20 protein-coding genes are annotated in these 21,220 nt (G+C 63.4%); 4 read left to right on the top strand and 16 right to left on the bottom strand.

From position 1 onward, the window contains the following. Positions 1-78 precede the first annotated feature (78 nt). Positions 79-717 carry a GNAT family N-acetyltransferase gene (locus tag PPGU16_RS38145; RefSeq protein WP_180725973.1) on the top strand — a complete coding sequence of 213 codons (639 nt, stop codon included), beginning with the start codon at positions 79-81 and terminating at the stop codon, positions 715-717. A 48-nt stretch (positions 718-765) separates the two neighbouring features. Here the strand turns inward: PPGU16_RS38145 and PPGU16_RS38150 are convergent, their stop codons facing one another. From PPGU16_RS38150 to PPGU16_RS38185, 8 genes are all read right to left on the bottom strand, one after another. After that, positions 766-1,686, bottom strand: coding sequence for an alpha/beta hydrolase (locus PPGU16_RS38150; RefSeq protein WP_180725974.1), 921 nt, complete (start codon positions 1,684-1,686; stop codon positions 766-768). 13 nt (positions 1,687-1,699) lie between these two features. Further along, positions 1,700-2,689 (bottom strand): substrate-binding domain-containing protein, encoded by a 990-nt coding sequence (locus PPGU16_RS38155; protein WP_180725975.1) that lies wholly within the window; start codon positions 2,687-2,689, stop codon positions 1,700-1,702. Between the two features lie 44 nt (positions 2,690-2,733). Next, the gene (locus PPGU16_RS38160; RefSeq protein ID WP_180725976.1) at positions 2,734-4,095 is read right to left on the bottom strand and encodes an MFS transporter; all 1,362 of its coding nucleotides are present in this window, start codon (positions 4,093-4,095) and stop codon (positions 2,734-2,736) included. A gap of 14 nt (positions 4,096-4,109) precedes the next feature. Then, positions 4,110-5,171, bottom strand: a complete 1,062-nt coding sequence (locus tag PPGU16_RS38165) for a porin (protein WP_180725977.1) — start codon at positions 5,169-5,171, stop codon at positions 4,110-4,112. Between the two features lie 139 nt (positions 5,172-5,310). Further along, a complete protein-coding gene (locus PPGU16_RS38170) occupies positions 5,311-6,300 on the bottom strand; it encodes an ornithine cyclodeaminase family protein (RefSeq protein WP_180725978.1) in 990 nt (329 codons plus the stop codon). Next, positions 6,297-6,851: a hypothetical protein gene (locus PPGU16_RS38175; RefSeq protein ID WP_180725979.1), complete on the bottom strand. Its 555-nt coding sequence runs from the start codon at positions 6,849-6,851 to the stop codon at positions 6,297-6,299. The genes PPGU16_RS38170 and PPGU16_RS38175 overlap by 4 nt, the downstream gene beginning before the upstream one ends. Positions 6,852-6,892: 41 nt before the next feature. Further along, positions 6,893-7,786 (bottom strand): 4-hydroxy-tetrahydrodipicolinate synthase, encoded by an 894-nt coding sequence (dapA, locus tag PPGU16_RS38180; protein ID WP_180725980.1) that lies wholly within the window; start codon positions 7,784-7,786, stop codon positions 6,893-6,895. A gap of 28 nt (positions 7,787-7,814) precedes the next feature. Next, positions 7,815-8,942 (bottom strand): cupin domain-containing protein, encoded by a 1,128-nt coding sequence (locus PPGU16_RS38185; RefSeq protein WP_180725981.1) that lies wholly within the window; start codon positions 8,940-8,942, stop codon positions 7,815-7,817. 269 nt (positions 8,943-9,211) lie between these two features. Here PPGU16_RS38185 and PPGU16_RS38190 point away from each other — a divergent pair, with 269 nt between their 5' ends. Beyond that, on the top strand, positions 9,212-10,447 hold the full coding sequence (locus PPGU16_RS38190) for a citrate/2-methylcitrate synthase (protein ID WP_180727226.1): 1,236 nt from the start codon (positions 9,212-9,214) through the stop codon (positions 10,445-10,447). 18 nt (positions 10,448-10,465) lie between these two features. Here PPGU16_RS38190 and PPGU16_RS38195 read toward each other — a convergent pair whose 3' ends face one another. From PPGU16_RS38195 to PPGU16_RS38220, 6 genes are all read right to left on the bottom strand, one after another. Further along, positions 10,466-11,374: a LysR substrate-binding domain-containing protein gene (locus tag PPGU16_RS38195; RefSeq protein ID WP_180725982.1), complete on the bottom strand. Its 909-nt coding sequence runs from the start codon at positions 11,372-11,374 to the stop codon at positions 10,466-10,468. Between the two features lie 75 nt (positions 11,375-11,449). Continuing rightward, entirely contained in the window at positions 11,450-12,409 is a 960-nt protein-coding gene (locus PPGU16_RS38200; protein WP_180725983.1) for a PDR/VanB family oxidoreductase, read from the bottom strand. A gap of 21 nt (positions 12,410-12,430) precedes the next feature. Next, positions 12,431-13,792, bottom strand: coding sequence for an MFS transporter (locus tag PPGU16_RS38205; protein WP_180725984.1), 1,362 nt, complete (start codon positions 13,790-13,792; stop codon positions 12,431-12,433). A 60-nt stretch (positions 13,793-13,852) separates the two neighbouring features. Next, complete coding sequence (locus PPGU16_RS38210) at positions 13,853-14,902, bottom strand: aromatic ring-hydroxylating oxygenase subunit alpha (protein ID WP_180725985.1); 1,050 nt, start codon at positions 14,900-14,902, stop codon at positions 13,853-13,855. A 145-nt stretch (positions 14,903-15,047) separates the two neighbouring features. Beyond that, entirely contained in the window at positions 15,048-15,518 is a 471-nt protein-coding gene (locus PPGU16_RS38215) for a nucleoside deaminase (protein WP_180725986.1), read from the bottom strand. Between the two features lie 46 nt (positions 15,519-15,564). Next, positions 15,565-17,253, bottom strand: coding sequence for a methyl-accepting chemotaxis protein (locus tag PPGU16_RS38220; protein WP_180725987.1), 1,689 nt, complete (start codon positions 17,251-17,253; stop codon positions 15,565-15,567). A 156-nt stretch (positions 17,254-17,409) separates the two neighbouring features. On the opposite strand from PPGU16_RS38220, the gene PPGU16_RS38225 reads away from it, so the two are divergent. After that, positions 17,410-17,757, top strand: coding sequence for a GFA family protein (locus PPGU16_RS38225; protein ID WP_180725988.1), 348 nt, complete (start codon positions 17,410-17,412; stop codon positions 17,755-17,757). 34 nt (positions 17,758-17,791) lie between these two features. Here PPGU16_RS38225 and PPGU16_RS38230 read toward each other — a convergent pair whose 3' ends face one another. Continuing rightward, positions 17,792-18,715, bottom strand: coding sequence for a LysR family transcriptional regulator (locus PPGU16_RS38230; protein ID WP_180725989.1), 924 nt, complete (start codon positions 18,713-18,715; stop codon positions 17,792-17,794). 102 nt (positions 18,716-18,817) lie between these two features. Here PPGU16_RS38230 and PPGU16_RS38235 point away from each other — a divergent pair, with 102 nt between their 5' ends. Further along, a complete protein-coding gene (locus tag PPGU16_RS38235) occupies positions 18,818-19,801 on the top strand; it encodes an aldo/keto reductase (RefSeq protein WP_180725990.1) in 984 nt (327 codons plus the stop codon). Positions 19,802-19,853: 52 nt separating this feature from the next. Here PPGU16_RS38235 and PPGU16_RS38240 read toward each other — a convergent pair whose 3' ends face one another. Continuing rightward, positions 19,854-21,179, bottom strand: a complete 1,326-nt coding sequence (locus PPGU16_RS38240; protein WP_180725991.1) for an epoxide hydrolase family protein — start codon at positions 21,177-21,179, stop codon at positions 19,854-19,856. Between the last annotated feature and the right edge of the window lie 41 nt (positions 21,180-21,220).

Consider the following 21,220-nt stretch of genomic DNA (forward strand, 5'->3'; position numbering starts at 1 on the left):
TTTTACGAGATTTTTTCTTGTGACCCGTCATGGCCAATTCTAGACTTCACTCAAAGTCAGGAAGCCCGGAGAGACACCATGTCGAAACGATGCGCGACAATCGAAAAGCACACACCCCCTTCTTATAGCGAACGGAGCAGCGGCAGTGTGGTGCTACGGCGTTTCGATCCGTCGCGCGACTCGTACGAGCAACTCACGACCATGCTGCATCGCGCGTTTGCGCGACTCGGCATGATGGGGTTGAACTGCACGTGTGTGGATCAGGATGTGGCCGTCACGATGAAACGCGCTCAACGTGGCGACTGTTTCGTGATGGTCAGTGGTGGAAAGATCATCGGCACGATGACGCTATATGCGAGCGACAGCGAGTCGCTCTGCGAGCACTATCATCGGCACGACGTCGCGACGATTCGTCAATTGGCCATCGATACTTCGTGGCAGAACCGCGGCATCGGTAAATCGATGCTGGCGTTCGCCGAGCATTGGGCCGCGACGCGTGGCTATGCAGAGCTGGCGCTGGATACGCCGTATCCGGCTTCGCATCTCGTTGCTTTCTATCGCGGGCAGGGCTTCCGCATCGTCGACGCGATCCGCTTTGCGGGCAAGGTGTACGACAGCGCGATTCTCAGCAAGGCGCCCGTCGTCGCGCGCACGCTGGCCGCGTGGACGCACCAGATCGCGTTACCGGGCGCGCGCCTTGTTCGCTTCGCGGCGTGAAGATCAGGTTTGGCGAACGGAGTCGTAGCTGGCTGCATGTTGCGTCGATCAACGCAGCGAACGCATCCCATCACAACCATCCAGCCAGTCGAGCACGACACGCAATACGTCGTCGCTGTTCTCATCCATCATCATCATGTGCGTGTTGCCGCGCATGCCGAGCGCCGGCAGATCGATACGTTCGCCCTTTCCGCCCGCGACATTCCACGCGTCGATCGACGCGCTCGCGCGAGCCGCATGCGCGCGCCACGCTCTATCTTCTTCGATGAAATCGCCGAACACGACGAGTGCCGGCGTGCCCGGCAAACCGGCATCGAACGACGCAGGCACGCCGTGCGGTTCGAGCGCGATACATGCGCGCAGGAGATCGCGCGCCGCGTCGGCTGCATCGAAAACCAGACCGCCGCCCTGACTGAAACCAAGCAGCGCACACGGGCCGATACGCCGCACCGCATCGATCAACGCCTGCCTTTGCAGCGCACTCGTGCTTGCCCAACGCGGCACGGTTTGCGCCGACAGGCCTTGCATCGCATCGAGCGGAAAGCGGTGGCCCGTGTAACCAAAGCGATAGATCCCGGCGGACTCTTCATCGCTGCGCGACAACGGCCGGTCAGGCCAGATACCGTCGAGCGCGCAGAAGCCCGCACGCCCACGCTCGACGTTGTCCACCACATACACCGACACACCTGCCTCGAGTAGCCGCTGAAGCCAGCCGGGCCTGCCGTCCGGCGTGTCTTCCCACATCGCGCCCGTCAGGCCACCGCCGTGCATCAGCACGAGTGGCACAGAATAGCGCGGCGTAGCCTGCAGAAAGTACTGCACGTAGGCCGCTTCGATCCAGTAAGTGCCGTTCGGATCGTAGTCGCGCGTCGACGTCGACGACAGCGTGACGCGATGCGGCGCTTGCCCCGTGACGTTCACACGCCGTCCGCCGACGAAGAAACTGCCAGTCTTCTGAAGCGTGATCATCGCTCGCCCCGGGTCACACCCGCACCGCACTGAGCGTTTCGGCCGGAAACAGGTCCTCCGGCTTCAGCAGGCGATGGCACACACCCTGTTCATAGCCGAACTTCAGGAACGCTTCGAGCGTCGTTCGATTCGGCTCCAACCCGTACGGCCAGATGTCCGCGCCGAAGAGCGCTTGCGCTTCGGCTACACGCGCGGGCATCCACGGCAGCGGGAAATGCGAGCAGGTGATATCGCTCAGCCGGTACAAACTGTTGCGCTTCGCTTCTTCGAACGCCTTCAGCAGATTGCCCGCTATCCACCGATGCTTTTCAAACGTCTCACGGCGCAACACGATCAGGTGCATGATCGGAAAAATGCGCGTGGCCTCGTAGTATTCGCGTTCCGTGTCGGCGAACTGCGAAAAGAGCCGCACGATCTCATCCGCGCGTTCGTGTCCCGGCTCGGGCGGACGCGCGCTCAGCACGGCGTCGATCTCGCCGTCGAGCAACAGCGATGTGAGCGAATGCTCCGGCTCCGACCGATACGACACGCCTTCGGGCACGCGCACCTTCACCTTCTCCTTGCGGCCCGCCTGATTCACACCGCCCTGCACCCATTCGATTTCCGAAAGCGGGATGCCGAGCGAATGGGCAATCCAGCCGCGCGAGTAGATCGCGGCTGTTTGCGCCCACTCGGGAATGCCGATGCGCTTGCCGCGCAAATCCTCGGGACGCCGAACGCGTCCGTCGCGGCGCACATAGAGCGACGACTGGCGGAACGAACGCGACGGAAACACGGGAATGCCGACCAGCCGGTCATCGCCCTGCGAGCGTAGCGACGAATACTTGCCGAATGACATTTCCGAAATGTCCCACTCCTGGAAATGCGTCGTGCGATAAAAGATCTCTTCGACATCGAGCACGGACGGCACCAGCTCGATGCCTTCGGGCTGCACGCGCCCGCTTACCAGGTCGCGCACATGGTCATAGTCGCTGACAGCGAGGCTGAGCGTTAATCTCGACATAATGGTTCTCTTTGAAACGGAAGTTCAGTGAGCCTCAGTGGGCCTCAGTGGGCATTGGTGACGACCACATGCGGCTGCGATGGACCGACGGTCAGCACGAGCATTGCCGTCATCAGCACGGCGGCGCCGATCGCTGCGAACATGATGCCCGGTCCGCCCGACCACTGCTGCAAGACACCCGCCACGGCCGGCCCGAACATCGCGCCGATACGCGACAGCCCCAGGAACACGCCAACGCCCGTGCCGCGCATTTCAGTCGGGTAAGCAGCGGCAACCAGATTATTGAGCACGATCTGCGAGCCGACCACGAACGCGCCCGCACCCGCGACCGCAATCAGCGTGGTGGTGCGGTCGGTCGCCCAGGCAAGCAGCGCGACCATCGCTGCGCCGAGCAGGTACGATGCCGAGATCACGCGACGGCGATCGCCGACGCGGTCAGCGATAAAGCCCGAAATCAGGCCGCCCGCCACCGCCATGCCCGCGAACAGCGAGCCATACGCGAAACTCGACGACAGGTTCTCGCCACGCTTGAGCATGATGGTCGGCAGCCAGCCCGACAGGCCGTAGGCCGAAAACAGGCTCAACGCGCCAGCAGCCCAGAAGCTCAGCGTGCGCAGCCGATAGTCGCGCGACAGCAGCAGGCCGAGCGGACTTCTGTGCGAGACCGCGCCGCCCGTGGCGAACTGGCCCGCGTCGTAGGCTGCCGCGCGGTCCGGACGCAAGCGATACAGCAACGGCTTGACCTCTTCCCAACGTCCACGGCTGGCGAGAAAGCGCGGCGATTCAGGCAACCACAATTGAATCGCAAGCGCGAACACGAGCGCGACGCCGCCGACGTAATAAAGACTCTGCCAGCCGTAATGCGGCGTGAGCCACGCCGCGATCAATCCCGCCGACGACGAGCCACTCACCCAGCCAAGCGAGAAGAACAGACTCGTGAACACGTTCGACGAACGCTTCGGCGCGATCTCGTTGATGTAGGTGATCGCGAGCGGCATCAGCAGCCCGAGCGCGAGGCCCATCGTCACGCGCAGCGCGATGTACGACGCGAGGCTGTGCGCGAACAGTGCAATCGCCAGACTCATCACGCCGGAGCCCCAGCAGCCGAGCAGCAGAATGCTGCGACGCCCGAAGCGATCGCCGAGCAGTCCGCTGACAGCCGAACCCGCGGCGAACCCCGCCAGCCCGCTCGACAGCATGATGCCGATGCGCGCCGGCGACAGTCCCCACGGACCCGCCACGTAGTGGACGATGTACGCCGAGTTGTACAGGTCGTAGCCGTCGAACAGCAGAATCATCGCGATCAGGACGCCGAGCCGGATATGAAAGCCGCCCAGCGGCGCTTCCTCCAGTTCCTGGCGAACGTCGATGCGTCCCGCAGGCATCGACACTTTGTGTTGGGCCATGATGTTCTCCACTGTCAGAAGGTGTGTTTGATGCCGACCATGGCACCCGTCTGGTTGCCGCCCGTCGTCACGTCGCCCGTCGCGCGCACACCGACGTTCAACCCGTTCGAGTTGGTGACGTACGATACTTCGGCGTAGAGATCCGTGCGTTTGGACAGAAAGTAGTCGGCCAGCAGCACGCCGCTGGTGGCCTTTTGTCCCGTGCCATGAATGCGTTCCTGATACCCGCCAAGCGAGAAGATCAGCGGCGAAGTAGGCTGCCACGACGCGCCCAGCCAGTACAGCAGCGAACTTTGCAGCGCCGTCGTGTTACGGATGTTGAGCCAGCGCGTTCCGACATACGCCCTCACAGGTCCGAACGTATAGGTCGCACCGCCCACGACGCGCATCTGCGTGGCATCCTGCGTGGCGATCGACGTCCCTTGCATCTGATCATAGGCAACGCCGACGTTGGCAGAGCCGTTTGCGTACTGCAGCGCGAAACTGTATTCGCGTCCGACCTTCGAATGGCCCGGCACCTGCGCGCCGTTGGGGATCGTCGAATCGAACCCGGTGCTATACAGCGCCGCGAACGTCACGCCCGAGAAACGCGCCGTATAGCGGACGGCATTGTCGGCACGCCCCACGAGCGTTGCGTCGTAACCTTGCGCCGAATAACTCGGATTGAACTGAAGCGCGTCGTACACGTACATCAGGTCATACAGCAAGTTGTATTGCCGGCCGAGCGTCACGTCGCCATACGGCGTACTCAGCCCGACATACGCCTTGCGCCCGAACAGCCGGCCGCCTTGCCCGAGCGTCCCGTTGTTGATCGAGTAACCGTTCTCCAGCACGAATATGGCCTTCAGGCCGCCGCCGAGGTCTTCTGTGCCGCGCAAGCCCCAGCGCGAACCGGCAAGGCTGCCGGACTCCATGCGTACAGCCGTGCCGGACGTGCCGTTCGGACCGGGCACGTGATTGGCGACTTCCACGCCGACATCCGTAATGCCATAGAGCGTCACCGAACCTTGCGCATACGCGCAAGAGGTGGCGGCGCATGTCAGGCCGAACGCGGCGAGAGTGTGGCGTCTCTTCACTAGAGTGTCTCCAAAGTTTTTGTATTCGTGTGTTTGTGTTGATCCGGTTTGTCCGGCCGGCATGGCGGCACGCGCGCCGCCGGGCGCGGACAAACCCGCCCGTGTATCCACGGGCGCTACTGCTTCGACGAACCGCGTGTCAGTTCAGGCGCGGCGGTTCGCGCCGAGGCTGCGGCAAGGGCGATCCGAGCCCTCTCTCGAGCGCGAGTGCATACAGACGCAGACCGAGCGCGAGATCCGATACGCCCATGCCCATTGCCTTGAATACCGTGATGTCGTCGGATGCGGTGCGTGCGCGTCCCCCGGCGATCACGTCGCACAGCGGCGTCACTTCGTTCCATGCGTCGCGCGCGCCATATGCACGCACGAACTCGGTCGACAGGCGTTTCGCCGCGCCGAGATCGTCGACCACGGCACGCGTGCAGCGGGCGAACACATCGTCGGCGAGTTCGATGCGTTCTTCCGTAATCGCGCCTACCGCGTTCACGTGCGTTCCGTAGGCAAGCGCGGATGCAGGCAGGAACGCTTGCGTGGCGCGCGTCACCGTCGTGACGATCGGCGCGTCGGCGACGGCGGCTTCCACCGACGCCGCCTCGACGATCTCGATGTCGAATTTCTCGCGTGCCCGCTCGACGAAGGCACGCCGCTTGTCCGGCGTCGGGCTGTACACACGCACCAGCTTCAGACGACGCACGGCAGCGACGGCCGCAAGTTGCGCGAGCGCCTGCTTGCCGGTGCCGATCAGCGCGAGCACCTCCGCATCGGGCCGCGCGAGCCACTTCGTCGCCACGCCGGAGATGCCGCCCGTGCGCATCTGGCCGAGCGCGAACGCTTCGAGAATCGCCTTCAGCTGGCCGTTCGCGCTATCGAAGAGAATCAGCAGCGGACATGCGCCGCCTTCCGTGTGCGCCCACGTCTTGGTGCCGACTGTGCCGGCGTCCTGAAATGCCGCGCCGATCGCGTGGAGATTGCTGTGTCCCCACGCGACATGTGTCTTGCCCATGTTGCTCGCCGCGCCGCTCGCCTGCTGCGCGAGGCCTGCTTCGAGCGCTTCGATGGCGCCCGACAGATTCATCAGCGAGACGATCTGCTGCTCGGAAATCCACACGGGTGTGCTGGCCGCGTTCATTGCTCATCCTCGAAAATCGACGCGACGGGCGGTTCGAGCCGCAGCGTATTGACGGCGATCGCATGCGTGACGTAGCGGCCGATCAGCATCACGAAAGCCATGGCTTCCGCAGGCGTCACGAGGCTCGCGAATGCGTCGAACTCTGCCTGCGCTTCGAGACCGCGCGTACGCAATGCCTTCAGCGCACACGCTTGCGCGGCTTTATCGACGTCGCTCAGTTCCGTCGCAGCGGCGGGATCGAGCCGGTTGACCTGCGCGATCCACGTGCGCGGGAAACCGAGCTTCACGCTCAGTCGTTCATGCTGGTGACGCTCGTAACGGTTCTCCATGTAACTCGCCACCGTCAGCGCGCCGAGTTCCGTGAGCCGGTCGGGCAGCGCCTGCTTGAGCGCGTCGGTGAAATGCATGAATTGCAGGAGCACGTCGGGCGCATGGCCCGCGCACTTGAACAGCTCGCCGAGATAGCGCAAGCGCTCGACGCGCGGCGTCAGATAGGCGGCCAGATCGGCCCGCATGTCGGCCATTTCCAGCCGTGGAATCCTGTCGCTCATCAGGGTCTCCGTTTCGTTGTCGTTCGGATCGTCGCGGGCACTCAAAGCAGGCCAGCGCGATCGAGCACGCCATCGAGCCGCGCTTCCAGTTCGCGCGTAGCAGGCATCATCGGCAAGCGATGTTCGTTCGCGGGAATCAGGCCCATGCGCTTCATCATGTATTTGATGGGGATCGGATTCGTGTCGTAGAACACGGACTGATTGAGCTCGAACAGTGCGAAATGCAGCTTGCGGGCCGCCTCGTAGTCATCACGTTCGACGGCTTCGACGAGATCGGCGACCTTGCGCGGCGCCAGATTGCCGACCGCGTTCATCAGCCCGCACGCGCCGACCGCCAGCATCGGATAGCTCAGCTCTTCGAGACCGACGAACACGCGCCACTCGGGTCCGAACGCATCGAGCATGTGCGTGACGAAGGCCATGTCGTTGACCGCGTGCTTCATGCCGACGAGATTCGGCGCGCGCTCGCGGATCGCCTTGACGGTGGCGAGGTCCATGCTGACCGCCGCGCGGCCCGGGATGTGATAGATCAGCAGCGGCCGTTCGGTGCGCGCGGCGACATCCGCGTAGTACTCGACCAGCCCGCGCTGCGGCGGACGGATGTAGTAAGGCGTGACGACCAGCATCGCATCGACGCCCGCCTTGTCGGCGTGCTGCGTCAGTTCGACCGTCTCCGCGTGCGATTGCGAGCCTGTCGCGGCCAGCACGGGAACGCGGCCAGCCGCTGCCTCGACGGCGACGTCGACGAGGCGGTTGCGCTCGGCCACGGTCAGCAGGCTCGGCTCGGCCGTCGTGCCGTTCACGAGCACGCCGTGGCCACCATTGACGATTTGCCAGTCGACGAGCCGTGCATACGTTTCGTAGTCGACGGCCTGATTGCGGAAGGGCGTCACGATCGGGGTGATCGAGCCCTTCAGCCAGGAAAGTTCGCGCATGATCTGGATTCCTTGTCGATGAAGCGGCTTATGCGGCCTTGGCGGCATTCGTGCGATTGGTCGAAAAACCGGTCTGCGTGCCGAGCAGCGCGGGCGGCTCCTTCATGCTCTCCTGCCACAGCAGCGACTGCATGTAGATGTTGAGCGGCTGGTCCTGAATGGTCAGCTCGTACACGTAGTCGTCGTAGGACGCGTGGTTGTGCACGGCCCAGCCGGGCGCCGACAGCATCAGGTCACCGGCCTTCCACTCGTAGCGGTTGCCCGCCACCATGCTGTAGCCCGAGCCCGAAAAGTAGTAGTTGATGGCCGCGGATACGTGGCGATGCGGACGGTCGACGATCTTCGGCGGACGGATCGTCATGGTCGCGAAGAAATTCGGCGTGATGCCGTTGGTGCGGCCCGTCACCGGGTTGTACATCATGTACAGACGGCGGCCGACGTAGTCGCTCCCCAGCGCCTCGAGCTTGTCGAGTTCGGCCTTCACCTGTTGCCACGAAAAATGCAGCGGACGCGACTCGACCACCTGCGGATTGATCAGCGTTTCGTACGGCATCAGCAGACCGCCGTCTTCGCCGATCGGGAACGTGCCGAACGGACTGCGGCGCTTCGGGTCGTCGCTCGCGTGCGCGGTGAGCGTTTGCGTCGGCACTTCCAGTTCGACGCCGAACTCGGGCACATACACTTCCATGTGCTGCAGCAGCGGCGCATTCGAGTAGACCAGCCGCACCTGGATGTCGTCGGTGTCGTTCGTATGCGCGAAGGCGACGAAGGCGGGGTGATTCCACACGTCGTATTGACGGAACGCGATGGTGCGGCCCGCGACGCGCGTCGAGCCGCCGCCCCGGATGCAGAAGTTCACCTCGGTCGCGTTGTGGCGCATCGGCTCGGTCGATTCGCCAGGCAACAGGACTTGCAGCGACACCTGAATGCCGGGCGCAAGTCCGGGCGAGCCAGCGCGCGCTGACGGATGAACGATCAACGAATGACGGCGGCCGTCTGCGGGCCTCGGCAGCGCGGCCAGGCGCTCCACTTCCGCGTCGATCTGTTCGCGGCTCACGATCACGGGCGCCCAGTAATGATTGTCGCGGGGACGCTGGCCCGTCTGATCGACGAAGCTCGCTTGCGCCGGCCCGAATTCGCGTCTCAGGTCATGCATCGGAAAGTCTCCTCAAGGCACCCGCCCGAAGCGGTTCGCGGCGCGGTGCAAAAATGGAATCGAGGACTGAAAATTACTCGCCGAAGCTCTGTCGATCAAGATTGATATTTCAAATCAACATAAACATCGAAAGCGCTTGCTGCTACGATGCAAAACGTCCGAAAGTCATTATTCACAGCCATTCTGCTAGACTGCGGAATGCCCGATCGTTACACCCTTTTTAGTTGATTTATATTGATTAGATTGATTTCATGACGACCCGAGATCTGATGACGCGTGAGGAGGTACTGGCCCGGCTCAACATCAAGCCGGCCACCCTCTACTCGTACGTGAGCCGCGGCCTGATCGGCACCGCGCCGCATGACGACGGACGGCGCAGTCTGTACGTGCGCGCCGATGTCGAACGGGTGGGCAGCCGCAAGCGGGGCCGCATGCCGAAGGCGGCGTCGGCCGAATCGACGATGCGCTGGGGCGAGCCCGTGCTCGCCTCCGCGATCACGCACATCACGCCGCAAGGTCCCCTGTACCGCAACCGGTCAGCCGTCGAAATGGCGAAGGCAGGCTCGTCGTTCGAATCCGTTTCGCAACTGCTGATGACGGGCGTCTGGCAGGACGGCGTCACCGCGTGGGGCGCGCTCGACACGCCGCAAGCCGTGTTGCCGCTATTCGATGCGTACGCGGGCAAGCTCGACGGCAGCGATATCGCCAACCTGCTCGGCATGGTGCCGCTCGCGCTCGGCATGCAGGGCCGCGGCGCGGCGGAGATTTCCGATGGCAGCGCGGTGCAGGCCGCGCGCCTCATCATGCAGACGATGGCGGGATGTCTCGGATTCCTGAGCAAAGCGCGCGCGTTCGTGATGCGCGAGCGCGGCGAAAGTCTGGCCGCCTATCTGCTGCGCGCGGCGGGCGGCACGTGTACGCCCGATGCCGTGTTTGCCGTCAACGGCGCGCTGACGGTACTCGCCGACAACGAACTGGCGCCCGCCACTTTCGCGGCGCGAGTCGCGGCATCGACGAATGCCGACCTCTACAACTGCGTCGCGGCGGCGATCGGCTCGCACGTCGGCTTTTCGACGGGCACGGCGACGGAGAAAGTCGAAACGCTGCTGTTACGCGACGTTGCCAATCCGGATACGGCACCACGCCTGCAGATGGTCCGCGAAGTGGGCGCGAGTCTGTTCGGTTTCAACCATCCGCTCTATCCGGAAGGCGACGTGCGCGCCAATCTGATTCTCGAACAGGTGCGCGCGCTGCAGCATGCGACGCCGGAGACCGTCCCGACACTCGAATTCCTCTCGCTCGCAAAAGACAAACTGTCGATGCATCCCGGCGTGGCGATCGCGCTCGTCGTTCTTGCACGTGCGCTCGGCCTGCCGGATGGCACGGCCACGGCCTTGTGGATCATCAGCCGTACGGCGGGTTGGGTGGCGCATGTGCTGGAACAGCGCGCGCAGGCTTTTCTGCTGCGGCCGCGAGCGAAGTACATTGCGGCGTTGCGGATGTAGCGCGACCCGCGCGCGACTTCAGACAGTAAGGCCCGAAACCGTGTCACGCGCCATTTCCGCGAGCAGCCATGTGCGAAATGCCGAAACACGCGCGAGAGACTCCTCGCCCGCCGGATAAACGAGGTAATACGAGCCCTGGCCTTTCGCGGTCTGCGGCAACGCCTGCACGAGACGGCCCGACGACAGTTCGGTCCGCACCATTGCCGGGTCCACCACGGCGACACCCAGGCTTTCGCAGGCGGCCTGGATCACCATGTTGCGCGAGGCGAGCAGCAACTGACGGCCACCCGGCGGCAATGTATCCTGCGCAGCATCGGCCCATAAGGCCCAATCGTCTGGCCGCGTTTTGGCCGAGAGCAGCGTGAAGCGCGCGAGATCGACGACGCTTGACAGCGGCCCATTCGCCGTCAGCGTTTCAGGCGAACACACGACGATCAGCGACTCCTCGCGCAGGAAATCGCAATGCACGCCGGGCCAGTGACCGTCGCCATAGGCGATGGCGCAATCGAGCGCCTCGCGTTCCAGATCCACCTGCGCAATCGATACGCGAATCTCGACATTGGCGAACTGTTCCTGCACGGCCGTGAGCCGCGGCAACAGCCAATGCATCGCGAACGTCGGCAGCGAGTTCACGACGAGCGGCGCCGAGCGCTCGTTTGCTGCTACGCGCTGCCACGCCGACCAAAGCCGTTGCAGACATTGATCGACTTCGCCGTGCAGCATCCGCCCCGCTTCCGTGAAAGCGAGTCCACGTCCCGTGCGTGTGAACAGCCGCGTGCCTAGCCGCTCTTCGAGTACGCCAAGCTGATAGCTGAGCGCCGATGGGCTCAGATGCAGTTCGCGTGCCGCATGCACGAGGTTCAGATGGTGGCCGATCACCTGGAAGCTGCGCAGATGATTGATCGAAGGCAGCGCTTGTGTGCTCAAGGGGAAAGGCTCCGTCGATGGACGTCACCCATCGTATCCAGCCGCGCCGCGCGTCGCAATCCGGGATTGCCGCGATCAGAGATCGAGAACGAGTTCGTCCGATCGCGAACGCGAGCAGCATGGCAGGAACTGGTCGTTGCGGGCGCGCTCGTCGTCCGTCAGATACAGGTCGCGATGTTCGGGGTCGCCCGCCAGCACGCGTGTGAGACACGTGCCGCAGACACCCTGCTCGCACGACGTCTCGATGCGCACGCCGTGCGCGGCCAGCGCCTGCACCACCGTTTCCCGTTCGCTCACGCGCACCACTTTGCCGCTGCGCGCCAGCCGTACGGTGAACGCGTGTGCCGTAGGCGTGTTATCGCGGGTGTCGGCTGTGGGCGCGCTGAAGTACTCGCGATGCAAATGGCTGTCCACCCAGCCAGCCTGTTTCGCGGCATCGAGCGCATGGTCCATGAAGCCAGACGGGCCGCACACATACAGATGCGAACCAGGCGGCGGATCGCGCACGACGCGTGCAAAGTCCATTCGCGCATCGGCGGGTGCATCGTCGGTGTAGAGCGTGCAACGGCCTCGCAGATCCAGCGCATCGAGCCGGTCGAGAAAGGCCGCGCGCTTGCGATTGCGCACGCAGTAGTGCAACTCGAACGAAGCCTGCGTCTGCGCGAGCCGCTCGGCCATGCTCAGCAGCGGCGTAATGCCGATGCCGCCGGCGAGCAGCACCGAATGCCGCGCATCGTGCGCGAGCGGAAAATGATTGCGCGGCCCTTCGATACGCAACGTGTCGCCCACCTGCAAGGCGTGCATCGCGCGGGAGCCGCCGCGCGATGCCGCGTCGTTCTGCACCGCGATCACGTATGCGTCGCTTTGTTGTGGACGCCCGCAGAGCGAGTACTGTCGAACGAGACCTGCCGGCAGATGCACGTCGATGTGCGCGCCCGGCGTGTAGTGCGGCAGCGGCGTGCCGTCGAGCGGCGCGAGTTCGAACATGCGAATGCCGTCCGCAACCTCTTCGATCCTTCTGATACCTGTTTTCATGGGGGATTCGGATTGATGACGTCAGGCGCTCTGGCTCACGCTCGCCACCGCGTAGCGGCGCGACAGCCTCACGAGCAGCATCAGCAGCACGCCGATAGCAGGCAGCAGTGCGACAGCAAAGAGAATCGTGTCCGGCTTCCAGCCGTTCGCGAGCACCGCGCCCACCAGCATCGGCGAGCCGATCTTGCCGATCTGTCCCGCCGCGCCGCCGAGGCCGAGCGCCGTGGAACGCACTCGCGTCGGAAAGATCAGCGCGAACAACGCGAGCGGCGCGGACTGTCCGATACCGCCCGTAAAGCCGATCACGAAACCGCTCGGCAGCAGCGCGGCGAAGCGAGTGACCTCGAATGCCACGACCACCGTCGTCACGGCGAGCACGAGCAACGCGGGCAACAGCGAACGTGTCGGACCGAAGCGGCTCACCAGGTATCCGGCAAACCCGAGTCCGAGCATCGAACCGATATCGAGGCTCGCGAGCACATACGAGGTGTGCACGATCGAAATACCCGCTGTCTGCAGGAGCGGTGTGAGCCATACGGTCATCACCTTGATGGTCGCGTAACTCAGCATCAGGATGCCCAGCAGCAGCAACGTGATGCCCGCTCGGCCTTCGCTGAATATTTCCCGCACGGGCACGCCTTTGCGCGCCGTCTGACCTGCGCCTGTCGCCGCATTCAACCGCAACTGCTCGACGTCGATGACCTCGTTCGGAAAGAGCCGCTTGAACACGGCACGCAGCTTGTGCATCTTGCCGCGCGAAATCAGGAAATGCGGCGACTCCGGCAACCACGCAACGATCGCGAGCGCCGCGGCGATCGACAGCGCGCCGCCCACCACATACACCGCACGCCACCCGAAATGCGCGAGCACATAACCGTTGACGACTGCGCCCACTGCCGCGCCGAGCGAATAGTTGGCAAACAGCACCGCGACCGCGAGACCTCTGGAGCGGCTATGCACGTATTCCGCGCCGAGCGCCAGCACACAGGGAAAGATGCCGCCAAGGCCAATGCCACCGAGAAAGCGCACGATCAGCAGTTGCGTATAGGTCTGCACGGACGCCGTTCCCAGCGTGAGCGCGCCGATCAGCAATGCGGCGGCGATCACGAGTGGCCGGCGTCCGACGCGGTCGGCGAGATAGCCGAACACAAAGGTGCCGATCAATCCGCCCAGTTGCAATACCGAGAACACCGCGCCGAAACTCGCGAGCGGCACGTCGAGCGCGTGGGCCATCGCTTTCGTGGCAACGCTGATGGACTGCGTGTCGAGACCATCGAGGAAGATGACTGATCCACATAACACGAGGATCAGCCGCTGATAGGCCGAGAGCGGCCGGCCGTCGATCAGCGCGGCGGCAGCGCCAGGCGTTGCGGTCGATTGCATGTCTGTCTCCATGAGCGGGCGCCGTGCGTCCGGCCTGTTTTTTCTGGTTTCTTGCGTCGTTCACACCATCGCTGCAGGCGCGGGCTGATCGCTACGCGTCTCGGCGTCGATCATCGCGGCCAGCAGACGCCTTGCGCGAATCGCGGCGGCGTCGGTGGCGAGCAGCACAGGGCGCATCGAGAACAGCTCGCGCTCGCCCATGCGCGTCTGCACGCCTTCGATCATCGGCTTGTCCTGTTCGTGAAAGCCCATTTGCTGCCAGCGTGCCGTTTCGTCGTCAGCGTCAGGATCGTCGAGACGGTAGTTGCGCGAACTCGCGTACAGATACTGCGTCGACGCCGCGCCGATCGGCGTCACGATGTGCGTGCCGATCCGCACGAGGCCATGCTCGCGCGGCCTGCCGGCAGCTACCACGCCCGTCTCCAGCAGGCAGCAGCCCGGCGCGTGCCAGCGTATGTTCAGCCAGTAGTCCACGGGCGCATCGGGATCGTCGAGAAACGGGCGAAACGATTGCGGCGCGCGCGTGGCGGCCACCGTGCGCCGACTTTCCAGCGCACCGCCATCCTGCACGACGTCGTGTTTCGCCTGAAGAAAATCATCGACCTGCTGATACGGCGCATGCAGATAGTTCACATGCGAGAGGTCCATCAGATTATCGACGACCAGTTCGTAGTGCGCCTTCTGCGTCATCTCGTCGCCGACGGTCTTCAGTCGCGGCGACACCAGATGCGAGAAATCGGGGATCAGGCTCGCGTCGGCGCGCGATGGTTCGCCCGCCCAGATCCACACGAGGCCATGCCGGTCTTCCGCTGGAAAGCTGCGCACGCGCGCGCCGGGCGGAATGCGGCCGTCGCCGTGCGGATTCTTCGCGCAGGCGCCGCTGCAGTCGAATTGCAAGCCGTGATAGCCGCATTCGATGCCGTCGCCGACACGCTTGCCCATCGACAGGGGCGCAAATCGATGCGGGCAGCGGTCGATCATCGCGACGGGCGCGCCATCGCGTTTGCGGTACAGCAGCATCGGCTCGCCGAGAAGCTCCCGGGTGGATAAATCGGCGCCGACGTCGCGGCTCCACGCCGCGGCGTACCACGTGTTCCTCAGCAATTTCATGACTCGCTTTCCTCGAATAACGCTGTCGTTGGGGACAAGGGCAGGTTATCGGCGAAACACGAGTACGACAAACGCAATTATTTGGCGGCTGAGTCGCAATTTTTCGATGCCTGTATCGGGGGAAACGACAGGCCCGATCAGGAAGTTACTGTGCGCCCTGGCGCTGCTTCCAGTCAGCGTAAAGATCCGCATGCGCCTCCAGCCGAACCGGCTCATAACGGATCTTGATAGTCTGCTCCGCAAACGGCTTCGCCAGATCGGCGTACACAGCCGCTGTCGATAGCCCATAAGGCGCGCCATCCTCGTTGGAGTACGCGTAAAACACTTCACCGATGCCCGCCATCCGCATCGCGGCAAGACACATCGGACACGGATGACCGCTTGCATATACCGTGCAGCCCGCGAGATTCGGCGAGCCGAGTTTCTGGCTCGCCGCGCGGATCGCGTTCAACTCCGCATGCGAAGTCGGATCGTTGGTGTGCAGAATTTCGTTCACGCCGGTTGCGACGACTTCGCCATCCTTGACGATCACGGCGCCGAACGGCCGGCCGCCGCTTTCGACATTGCGGTAAGCAAGTTCGATGGCCTCAGCCAGGTAACGTTGTTGCGGGGTCATGGCAGTCACTCCTTGAATACGTCCGAGGAGTTTACGCTACGACGTTTCAAAACGTCTGCCAGTCGACTTCTGCCCTTGATTGACCGGCTGGCTCGCGTTGCACGCCTGCTTTCTTCACAGCAACCGCGCGAGCGGGCAACGGCGTCGCGTCCGTCGCCCGCTGCCCGCCATCGAGCCTGAACATCGCCACCGCCGCCTTGAGGCTCGCAGCCTGATCGGCCATTGCCTGCGCGGCCGCCGTCGCCTGCTCGACGAGCGCGGCATTCTGCTGCGTCACCTGATCCATCTGCGCGACAGCCGTATTGACCTGCTCGATACCCGTCGACTGTTCCGTCGACGCCGCCGCGATTTCGCTCATGATGTCCGTCACACGCTTCACCGAGCGGACCACGTCGTTCATCGTCTCGCCCGCGTCGTGCACGAGCGTCGAGCCCGTCGACACGTGCGCAGCGGATGTTTCGATCAACGCCTTGATCTCTTTCGCAGCGGCGGCGCTGCGTTGTGCGAGCGTGCGAACTTCGCCCGCGACGACCGCGAAGCCGCGGCCTTCTTCGCCGGCGCGCGCCGCTTCGACGGCGGCATTGAGCGCGAGAATGTTCGTCTGGAACGCAATGCCTTCGATCACCGAAATGATCTCGGACACGCGCGACGAACTCGATGAAATGTCGTCCATCGTCGCGACGACCTTGCGTACCACGTCGCCGCCCGTGGTCGCCGTCTGCGACGCATTGCTCGCGAGCGTGCTGCCCTGGCGAGCGTTTTCGGTGTTCTGCCGGACCGTCGATGTCAGCTCTTCCATGCTCGCCGCCGTTTCTTCCAGCGACGCCGCCTGCTCTTCCGTACGCTGTGACAGATCGGTATTGCCTTGCGCGATTTCACTCGCCGCGACCGAGATCGATTCGGCCGATTTCTTGATGTCGCCGACAATCGACGTGAGACGCAAGCGCATCGTGTCCAGCGATCCCATCAGGCTGTCGGCATCGCTGTTCGCAAGATCGACCTTGACGGCGAGATTGCCCTGCGCAATCTGCGCGGCGATCTCCTGTGCGGTGCGCGGCTCGCCGCCCAGCTGTCGCAAGATGCTGCGGGTAATCAGCGTTGCCGTGACGAGCGCGAGCGCAATCGCCGCCACCACGATCACCGCGATCAGCACGCGAATCCGCGCGTAGGTCGCGATGGCATCCTGCTGCGCGATGAGATTCGACTCGTCTTCGAAGTCCGCCAGCTCCACCGCGCGCGCAAGCCAGGTGCGTTGCGTCGGCCTCGCGCGTTCGAGCAGCAACTGCGTCGCGGCGATCGTGTCGTTCGCGAGACTGAGTTCGACCACCTTGCTCATCGGCGGCACGGCGGCGGACTCTTCCTGCTTGAGCGCGGCCATTAGCGAACGCTCGCGCGGGTCGGTTCCAGCCTCTTCCGCGAACATACGGTCGAGCTTCTGATAAGCGTCCGCATAAAGTTCGCCCTGCTTCGCGATCCGTTCGGCTTCGGTCCGCCGGTCTGCGGCAGTCGTGTAAAGCACGACGTTGCGCATCGCAATCGCGCGGTCCTGTATTGATGCGCGAAGCTCATTGGCGAGACGCGCCTGGGTACCGTTGACGCGCGCAATCTCATCGAGCTTGCCGTTCAACGCCCATAGGCCGTAAAAACCGATCATCGCCACAGCGAGCAGCAAGCCCGTCAACAAGCCGAATCCGGCAAGCAGGCGGGTCGAGACATTCAGGTTGCGCAGCTTCATTGCAGTCGTGCCCCGTTGTTGGTTACAACTTGTTTACGGCAAACCAACGAACGACTGAAGGCGGCTTTATGCCACACTGCGAATAGAATACGGACGTTCGCGAATAGCCGTTACCGATGCGTGACGGCACCCTCCAATACCCATCAGGAGATCGCCATGTCGCACAAAGGAAGCTGTCATTGCGGACGCATCGCGTTCGAGGTCGAAGGCGAGCCGACGGGCGTCATGGCGTGCAACTGTTCGATATGCCAGCGCAAGGGCGCGCTGATGTGGTTCGTCCCTTTCGAGCATCTCCATCTCACGACACCCGAGCAGAACGCCAGCACGTACACCTTCAACAAGCACGTGATCCGTCACCGCTTCTGCCCCAATTGCGGCATGCATCCGTACGGCGAAGGCACTGCGCCCGACGGCCGTCCGATGGCGGCCATCAACGTGCGCTGTCTCGAGGATATCGACATCGACGCATTGCCCGTCACGCACTTCGACGGCCGGTCGCACTAACGGTCGCGTCCAGGACGCTGCTCGCGCGTCAAGCTCAGGCGGGATTGGGTATCTGCTCACTTTGCTCGCGCGACCATTCGCGCACCGCGTTCGCGAACAGGTGCAGCGCGGGCGGCGTGTGCCGGTTCGCCGGGTAATAGAGGCACCATTGCCCGAACGACGGCCCCGCCGCCGGCAGCAAGTCGATCAGCACGCCTGCTGCAAGCAGCTCGCTCACGAGCGTCTCGGGCACCCACGCTATGCCGATGCCCGACAGCGCGGCCCACACCATCAGATTCAGGTTGCCGAGTGTGACTGACCCGCCGACATCGAGTGATACACGTCGGCCGCGATGTTCGAGATCCCAGCGGAACAGCGCGCCGCTTTCGAAGCGAAAACGGATGCAGCGGTGATCGAGTAAATCATTCGGATTCTGCGGCCGCCCATGCCGCTCGATGTACTCCGGTGAAGCGACCGCGCAAAAGCGCATCTCCGGTCCGAAGCGGATCGCGATCATGTCCCGCGGCACGTCTTCCATCACGCGAATACCCGCATCGAAGCCACCCGCGACGATATCGACGAGCCGCGTATCCACCACGAACTCCACTTGAATCTCGGGATATTTCTCGAGAAATGCCGGCAGCACCTGTTGGATCACTTCTTTCGCGCCATTCTCCGAGCAATTGATACGAATCGATCCCGAGGGCCGGTGCTGCCCCGACGTGGCCTCATCCACCGCGTCTTCGAGGTCGCGAATCGCGGGACTCACGCGGCGCAGCAGTTGCTCGCCAGCCTCGGTCAGCGCCATCGATCGCGTCGTGCGCGTAAAGAGCCGTACGTTCAGACGTCCCTCCAGCGCGCGCATGGCGTGACTCAGCGCGGATGGCGTCACACCCATTGCGCGCGCAGCGGCACTGAAGCTGCGGTGCTGCGCAATGGAAACGAAGGCCGATAGTTCCGACAGACCAGGACGCGGCATTAATGAAAATCTCTCATAAGGTCTTGCAAACCCAGGCCGATTGTTGAGCGCAATTATCGAGCCTATTCTGTATGTCCGCACCTGACTATCAAAGAGGAAATCATGCAGCAGCGCGAACTGGGCAAGTCCGGTTTCAAGGTATCCGCCATCGGACTGGGCTGTATGGGACTGAGCTTTGCATACGGCCCCGCGACGGAAGAGCAGCAGGCAATCCGTCTGCTTCACTCGGCGCTCGACCAGGGCGTCACCTTCTTCGACACCGCCGAAGCCTACGGCCCTCACACGAACGAGACCTTGCTTGGCAACGCTCTGTCAGCGAATCGCGACAAGGTCGTCATCGCCACCAAGTTCGGCTTCATCGACGGCCTGCCGCCGAAAGGACTCGACAGCCGGCCGGAAACCATCCGGGCCGTCACCGAAGCATCGCTCAAGCGCTTGAAGACAGACCGCATCGATCTGCTCTACCAGCATCGCGTCGATCCCGCCGTGCCGATCGAAGACGTCGCGGGCACCGTGCGCGATCTCATCAAGGAAGGCAAGGTATTGCATTTCGGTTTGTCGGAGGCAGGCGCCAGCACGATCCGTCGCGCGCACGCCGTGCAACCCGTCGCTGCCGTGCAAAGCGAGTACTCGCTGTGGTGGCGCGAGCCGGAAGCCTCCTTGCTGCCGACGCTCGAAGAACTCGGCATCGGCTTCGTGCCGTTCAGTCCGCTAGGAAAAGGCTTCCTGACAGGCGCCATCGATGCCAGCACGACGTTCGACAAAACCGACTTCCGCAACATCGTGCCGCGATTCACGGAAGAAAACCGCAAGGCCAATGCGGTGCTCGTCGAAGCGCTCGGCGCGATTGCCGATAGCAAAGGCGTGACGCGCGCGCAGATCGCGCTGGCCTGGTTGCTGGCGCAAAAGCCGTGGATGGCGCCGATTCCCGGCACCACGAAGCTGGCTCGTCTCGAAGAAAACATCGGCGCGGCTGCGATCGTGCTGTCGGCGGATGAACTCGCGCGGATCGATACGGCGCTGAACGGTATTGCGATTGTCGGCGACCGTTATCCGGCGCATCTTCAGCAACGCGTCGACCGCTAACCAGCCGGCGCGATACGGACGACGTGTATATCGCGTCGTCCGTTCTCGCATGTCAGCGCAGCGAGCGGAAGCTCACGCGCACTTCGTCCGTGAACGCTTGCGGTTGTTCCCACGCTGCAAAGTGGCCGCCTTTCGGCAGACGGTTGTAGTGGATCAGCTTCGGATACGCCTTTTCAGTCCAGCTCTTTGGCGCCGAGTAGATTTCATCCGGGAACACGCTGACCGCGACGGGAAGCGTGACGTGCTTCGGTGCAAAGAAGTTGAGCTTGTTCTCCCAATAGAGACGCGCCGACGAGATGCCCGTATTCGTCACCCAATACAGCGTGACGTTATCGAGTACATCGTCGCGCGACAGCCCTTCCGATTGACCGTCGAACACGCGCGCAATCATCGCCTGACTCGCGGCGTCGTGATCGAGCATCCACGCGGCAAGACCGATCGGCGAATCTTCGATGCCATACAGCGTTTGCGGCCGACCCGCCATTTCTTGCGCGTAGCCCAAGCCGTGCTTGTAGAAGTAGTCGAGTTGATCGAATGCGTGCTGTTCGTCGGGCGACAGACCGGCGGGCGGCGGGTTGCCGTACTTGAGCGCATTCGCGATGTCGTCGGGCACGGTGGCGGGCATGTTCGTATGAATGCCGATCAGTCCGGGCGGCGTGAGCAGCGCCATCTGCTCGGTGACGGCATTGCCCCAATCCCCGCCTTGCGCGACGTAGCGCGTGTAGCCGAGACGCTGCATCAACACCACCCACGCGCGTGCAATGCGGGCCGGGTCCCAACCCGTCGCCGTCGGCTTGCCTGAGAAACCGTAGCCAGGAAGCGAGGGAATCACGACATCGAACGCATCCGATGCATTGCCGCCGTGCGCTGTCGGATTGGTCAGAGGATCGATCACCTTCATCTGCTCGATGATCGAGCCAGGCCATCCATGGGTGATGATCATCGGCAACGCGTCTTTCTGCTTCGAGCGTACGTGGATGAAGTGAATATCCAGCCCGTCGATTTCCGTGACGTATTGCGGCAGCGCATTCAGTCTTGCTTCTACCTTGCGCCAGTCGTAGTTGGTCGACCAGTAAGTGGCGAGCTTTTGCATCGTCGCGAGTTGCACGCCCTGTGAGGCATCGGTGACAGTCTCGCGCTCGGGCCATCTGGTTGCCTTGATGCGTCTGCGCAAATCCGTCAACTGCGACTCCGGCACGTGCACGCGAAGCTTGCGAATGGCCATCTTGTCGCCGCCTGTGGCGGGCGTGATTTCAGTGATGCCCTGACTGGTTTGCGCAAACGCGAATTGACTCAACGAACCTGCGGCAACCGCGGCAGCGGCCACGCCGATGAAGCGGCGACGCGACGGGACTTGAGGAAGGATATCGTTTTGCATGGAAGCTCCTGTTGGCAATAAGCACGAGTAGGTGGAGCGAT

It is taken from the genome of Paraburkholderia largidicola (assembly GCF_013426895.1).
Classification (GTDB): domain Bacteria; phylum Pseudomonadota; class Gammaproteobacteria; order Burkholderiales; family Burkholderiaceae; genus Paraburkholderia; species Paraburkholderia largidicola.

Bases quoted from the DNA above. Each gene is read 5' to 3' on its own strand.
- PPGU16_RS38145 (WP_180725973.1), top strand. From the start codon at position 79: ATGTCGAAACGATGCGCGACAATCGAAAAGCACACACCCCCTTCTTAT.
- PPGU16_RS38150 (WP_180725974.1), bottom strand. From the start codon at position 1,686: ATGATCACGCTTCAGAAGACTGGCAGTTTCTTCGTCGGCGGACGGCGT.
- PPGU16_RS38155 (WP_180725975.1), bottom strand. From the start codon at position 2,689: ATGTCGAGATTAACGCTCAGCCTCGCTGTCAGCGACTATGACCATGTG.
- PPGU16_RS38160 (WP_180725976.1), bottom strand. From the start codon at position 4,095: ATGGCCCAACACAAAGTGTCGATGCCTGCGGGACGCATCGACGTTCGC.
- PPGU16_RS38170 (WP_180725978.1), bottom strand. From the start codon at position 6,300: ATGAACGCGGCCAGCACACCCGTGTGGATTTCCGAGCAGCAGATCGTC.
- PPGU16_RS38175 (WP_180725979.1), bottom strand. From the start codon at position 6,851: ATGAGCGACAGGATTCCACGGCTGGAAATGGCCGACATGCGGGCCGAT.
- dapA (WP_180725980.1), bottom strand. From the start codon at position 7,786: ATGCGCGAACTTTCCTGGCTGAAGGGCTCGATCACCCCGATCGTGACG.
- PPGU16_RS38185 (WP_180725981.1), bottom strand. From the start codon at position 8,942: ATGCATGACCTGAGACGCGAATTCGGGCCGGCGCAAGCGAGCTTCGTC.
- PPGU16_RS38190 (WP_180727226.1), top strand. From the start codon at position 9,212: ATGACGCGTGAGGAGGTACTGGCCCGGCTCAACATCAAGCCGGCCACC.
- PPGU16_RS38200 (WP_180725983.1), bottom strand. From the start codon at position 12,409: ATGAAAACAGGTATCAGAAGGATCGAAGAGGTTGCGGACGGCATTCGC.
- PPGU16_RS38205 (WP_180725984.1), bottom strand. From the start codon at position 13,792: ATGCAATCGACCGCAACGCCTGGCGCTGCCGCCGCGCTGATCGACGGC.
- PPGU16_RS38210 (WP_180725985.1), bottom strand. From the start codon at position 14,902: ATGAAATTGCTGAGGAACACGTGGTACGCCGCGGCGTGGAGCCGCGAC.
- PPGU16_RS38215 (WP_180725986.1), bottom strand. From the start codon at position 15,518: ATGACCCCGCAACAACGTTACCTGGCTGAGGCCATCGAACTTGCTTAC.
- PPGU16_RS38220 (WP_180725987.1), bottom strand. From the start codon at position 17,253: ATGAAGCTGCGCAACCTGAATGTCTCGACCCGCCTGCTTGCCGGATTC.
- PPGU16_RS38225 (WP_180725988.1), top strand. From the start codon at position 17,410: ATGTCGCACAAAGGAAGCTGTCATTGCGGACGCATCGCGTTCGAGGTC.
- PPGU16_RS38230 (WP_180725989.1), bottom strand. From the start codon at position 18,715: ATGCCGCGTCCTGGTCTGTCGGAACTATCGGCCTTCGTTTCCATTGCG.
- PPGU16_RS38235 (WP_180725990.1), top strand. From the start codon at position 18,818: ATGCAGCAGCGCGAACTGGGCAAGTCCGGTTTCAAGGTATCCGCCATC.
- PPGU16_RS38240 (WP_180725991.1), bottom strand. From the start codon at position 21,179: ATGCAAAACGATATCCTTCCTCAAGTCCCGTCGCGTCGCCGCTTCATC.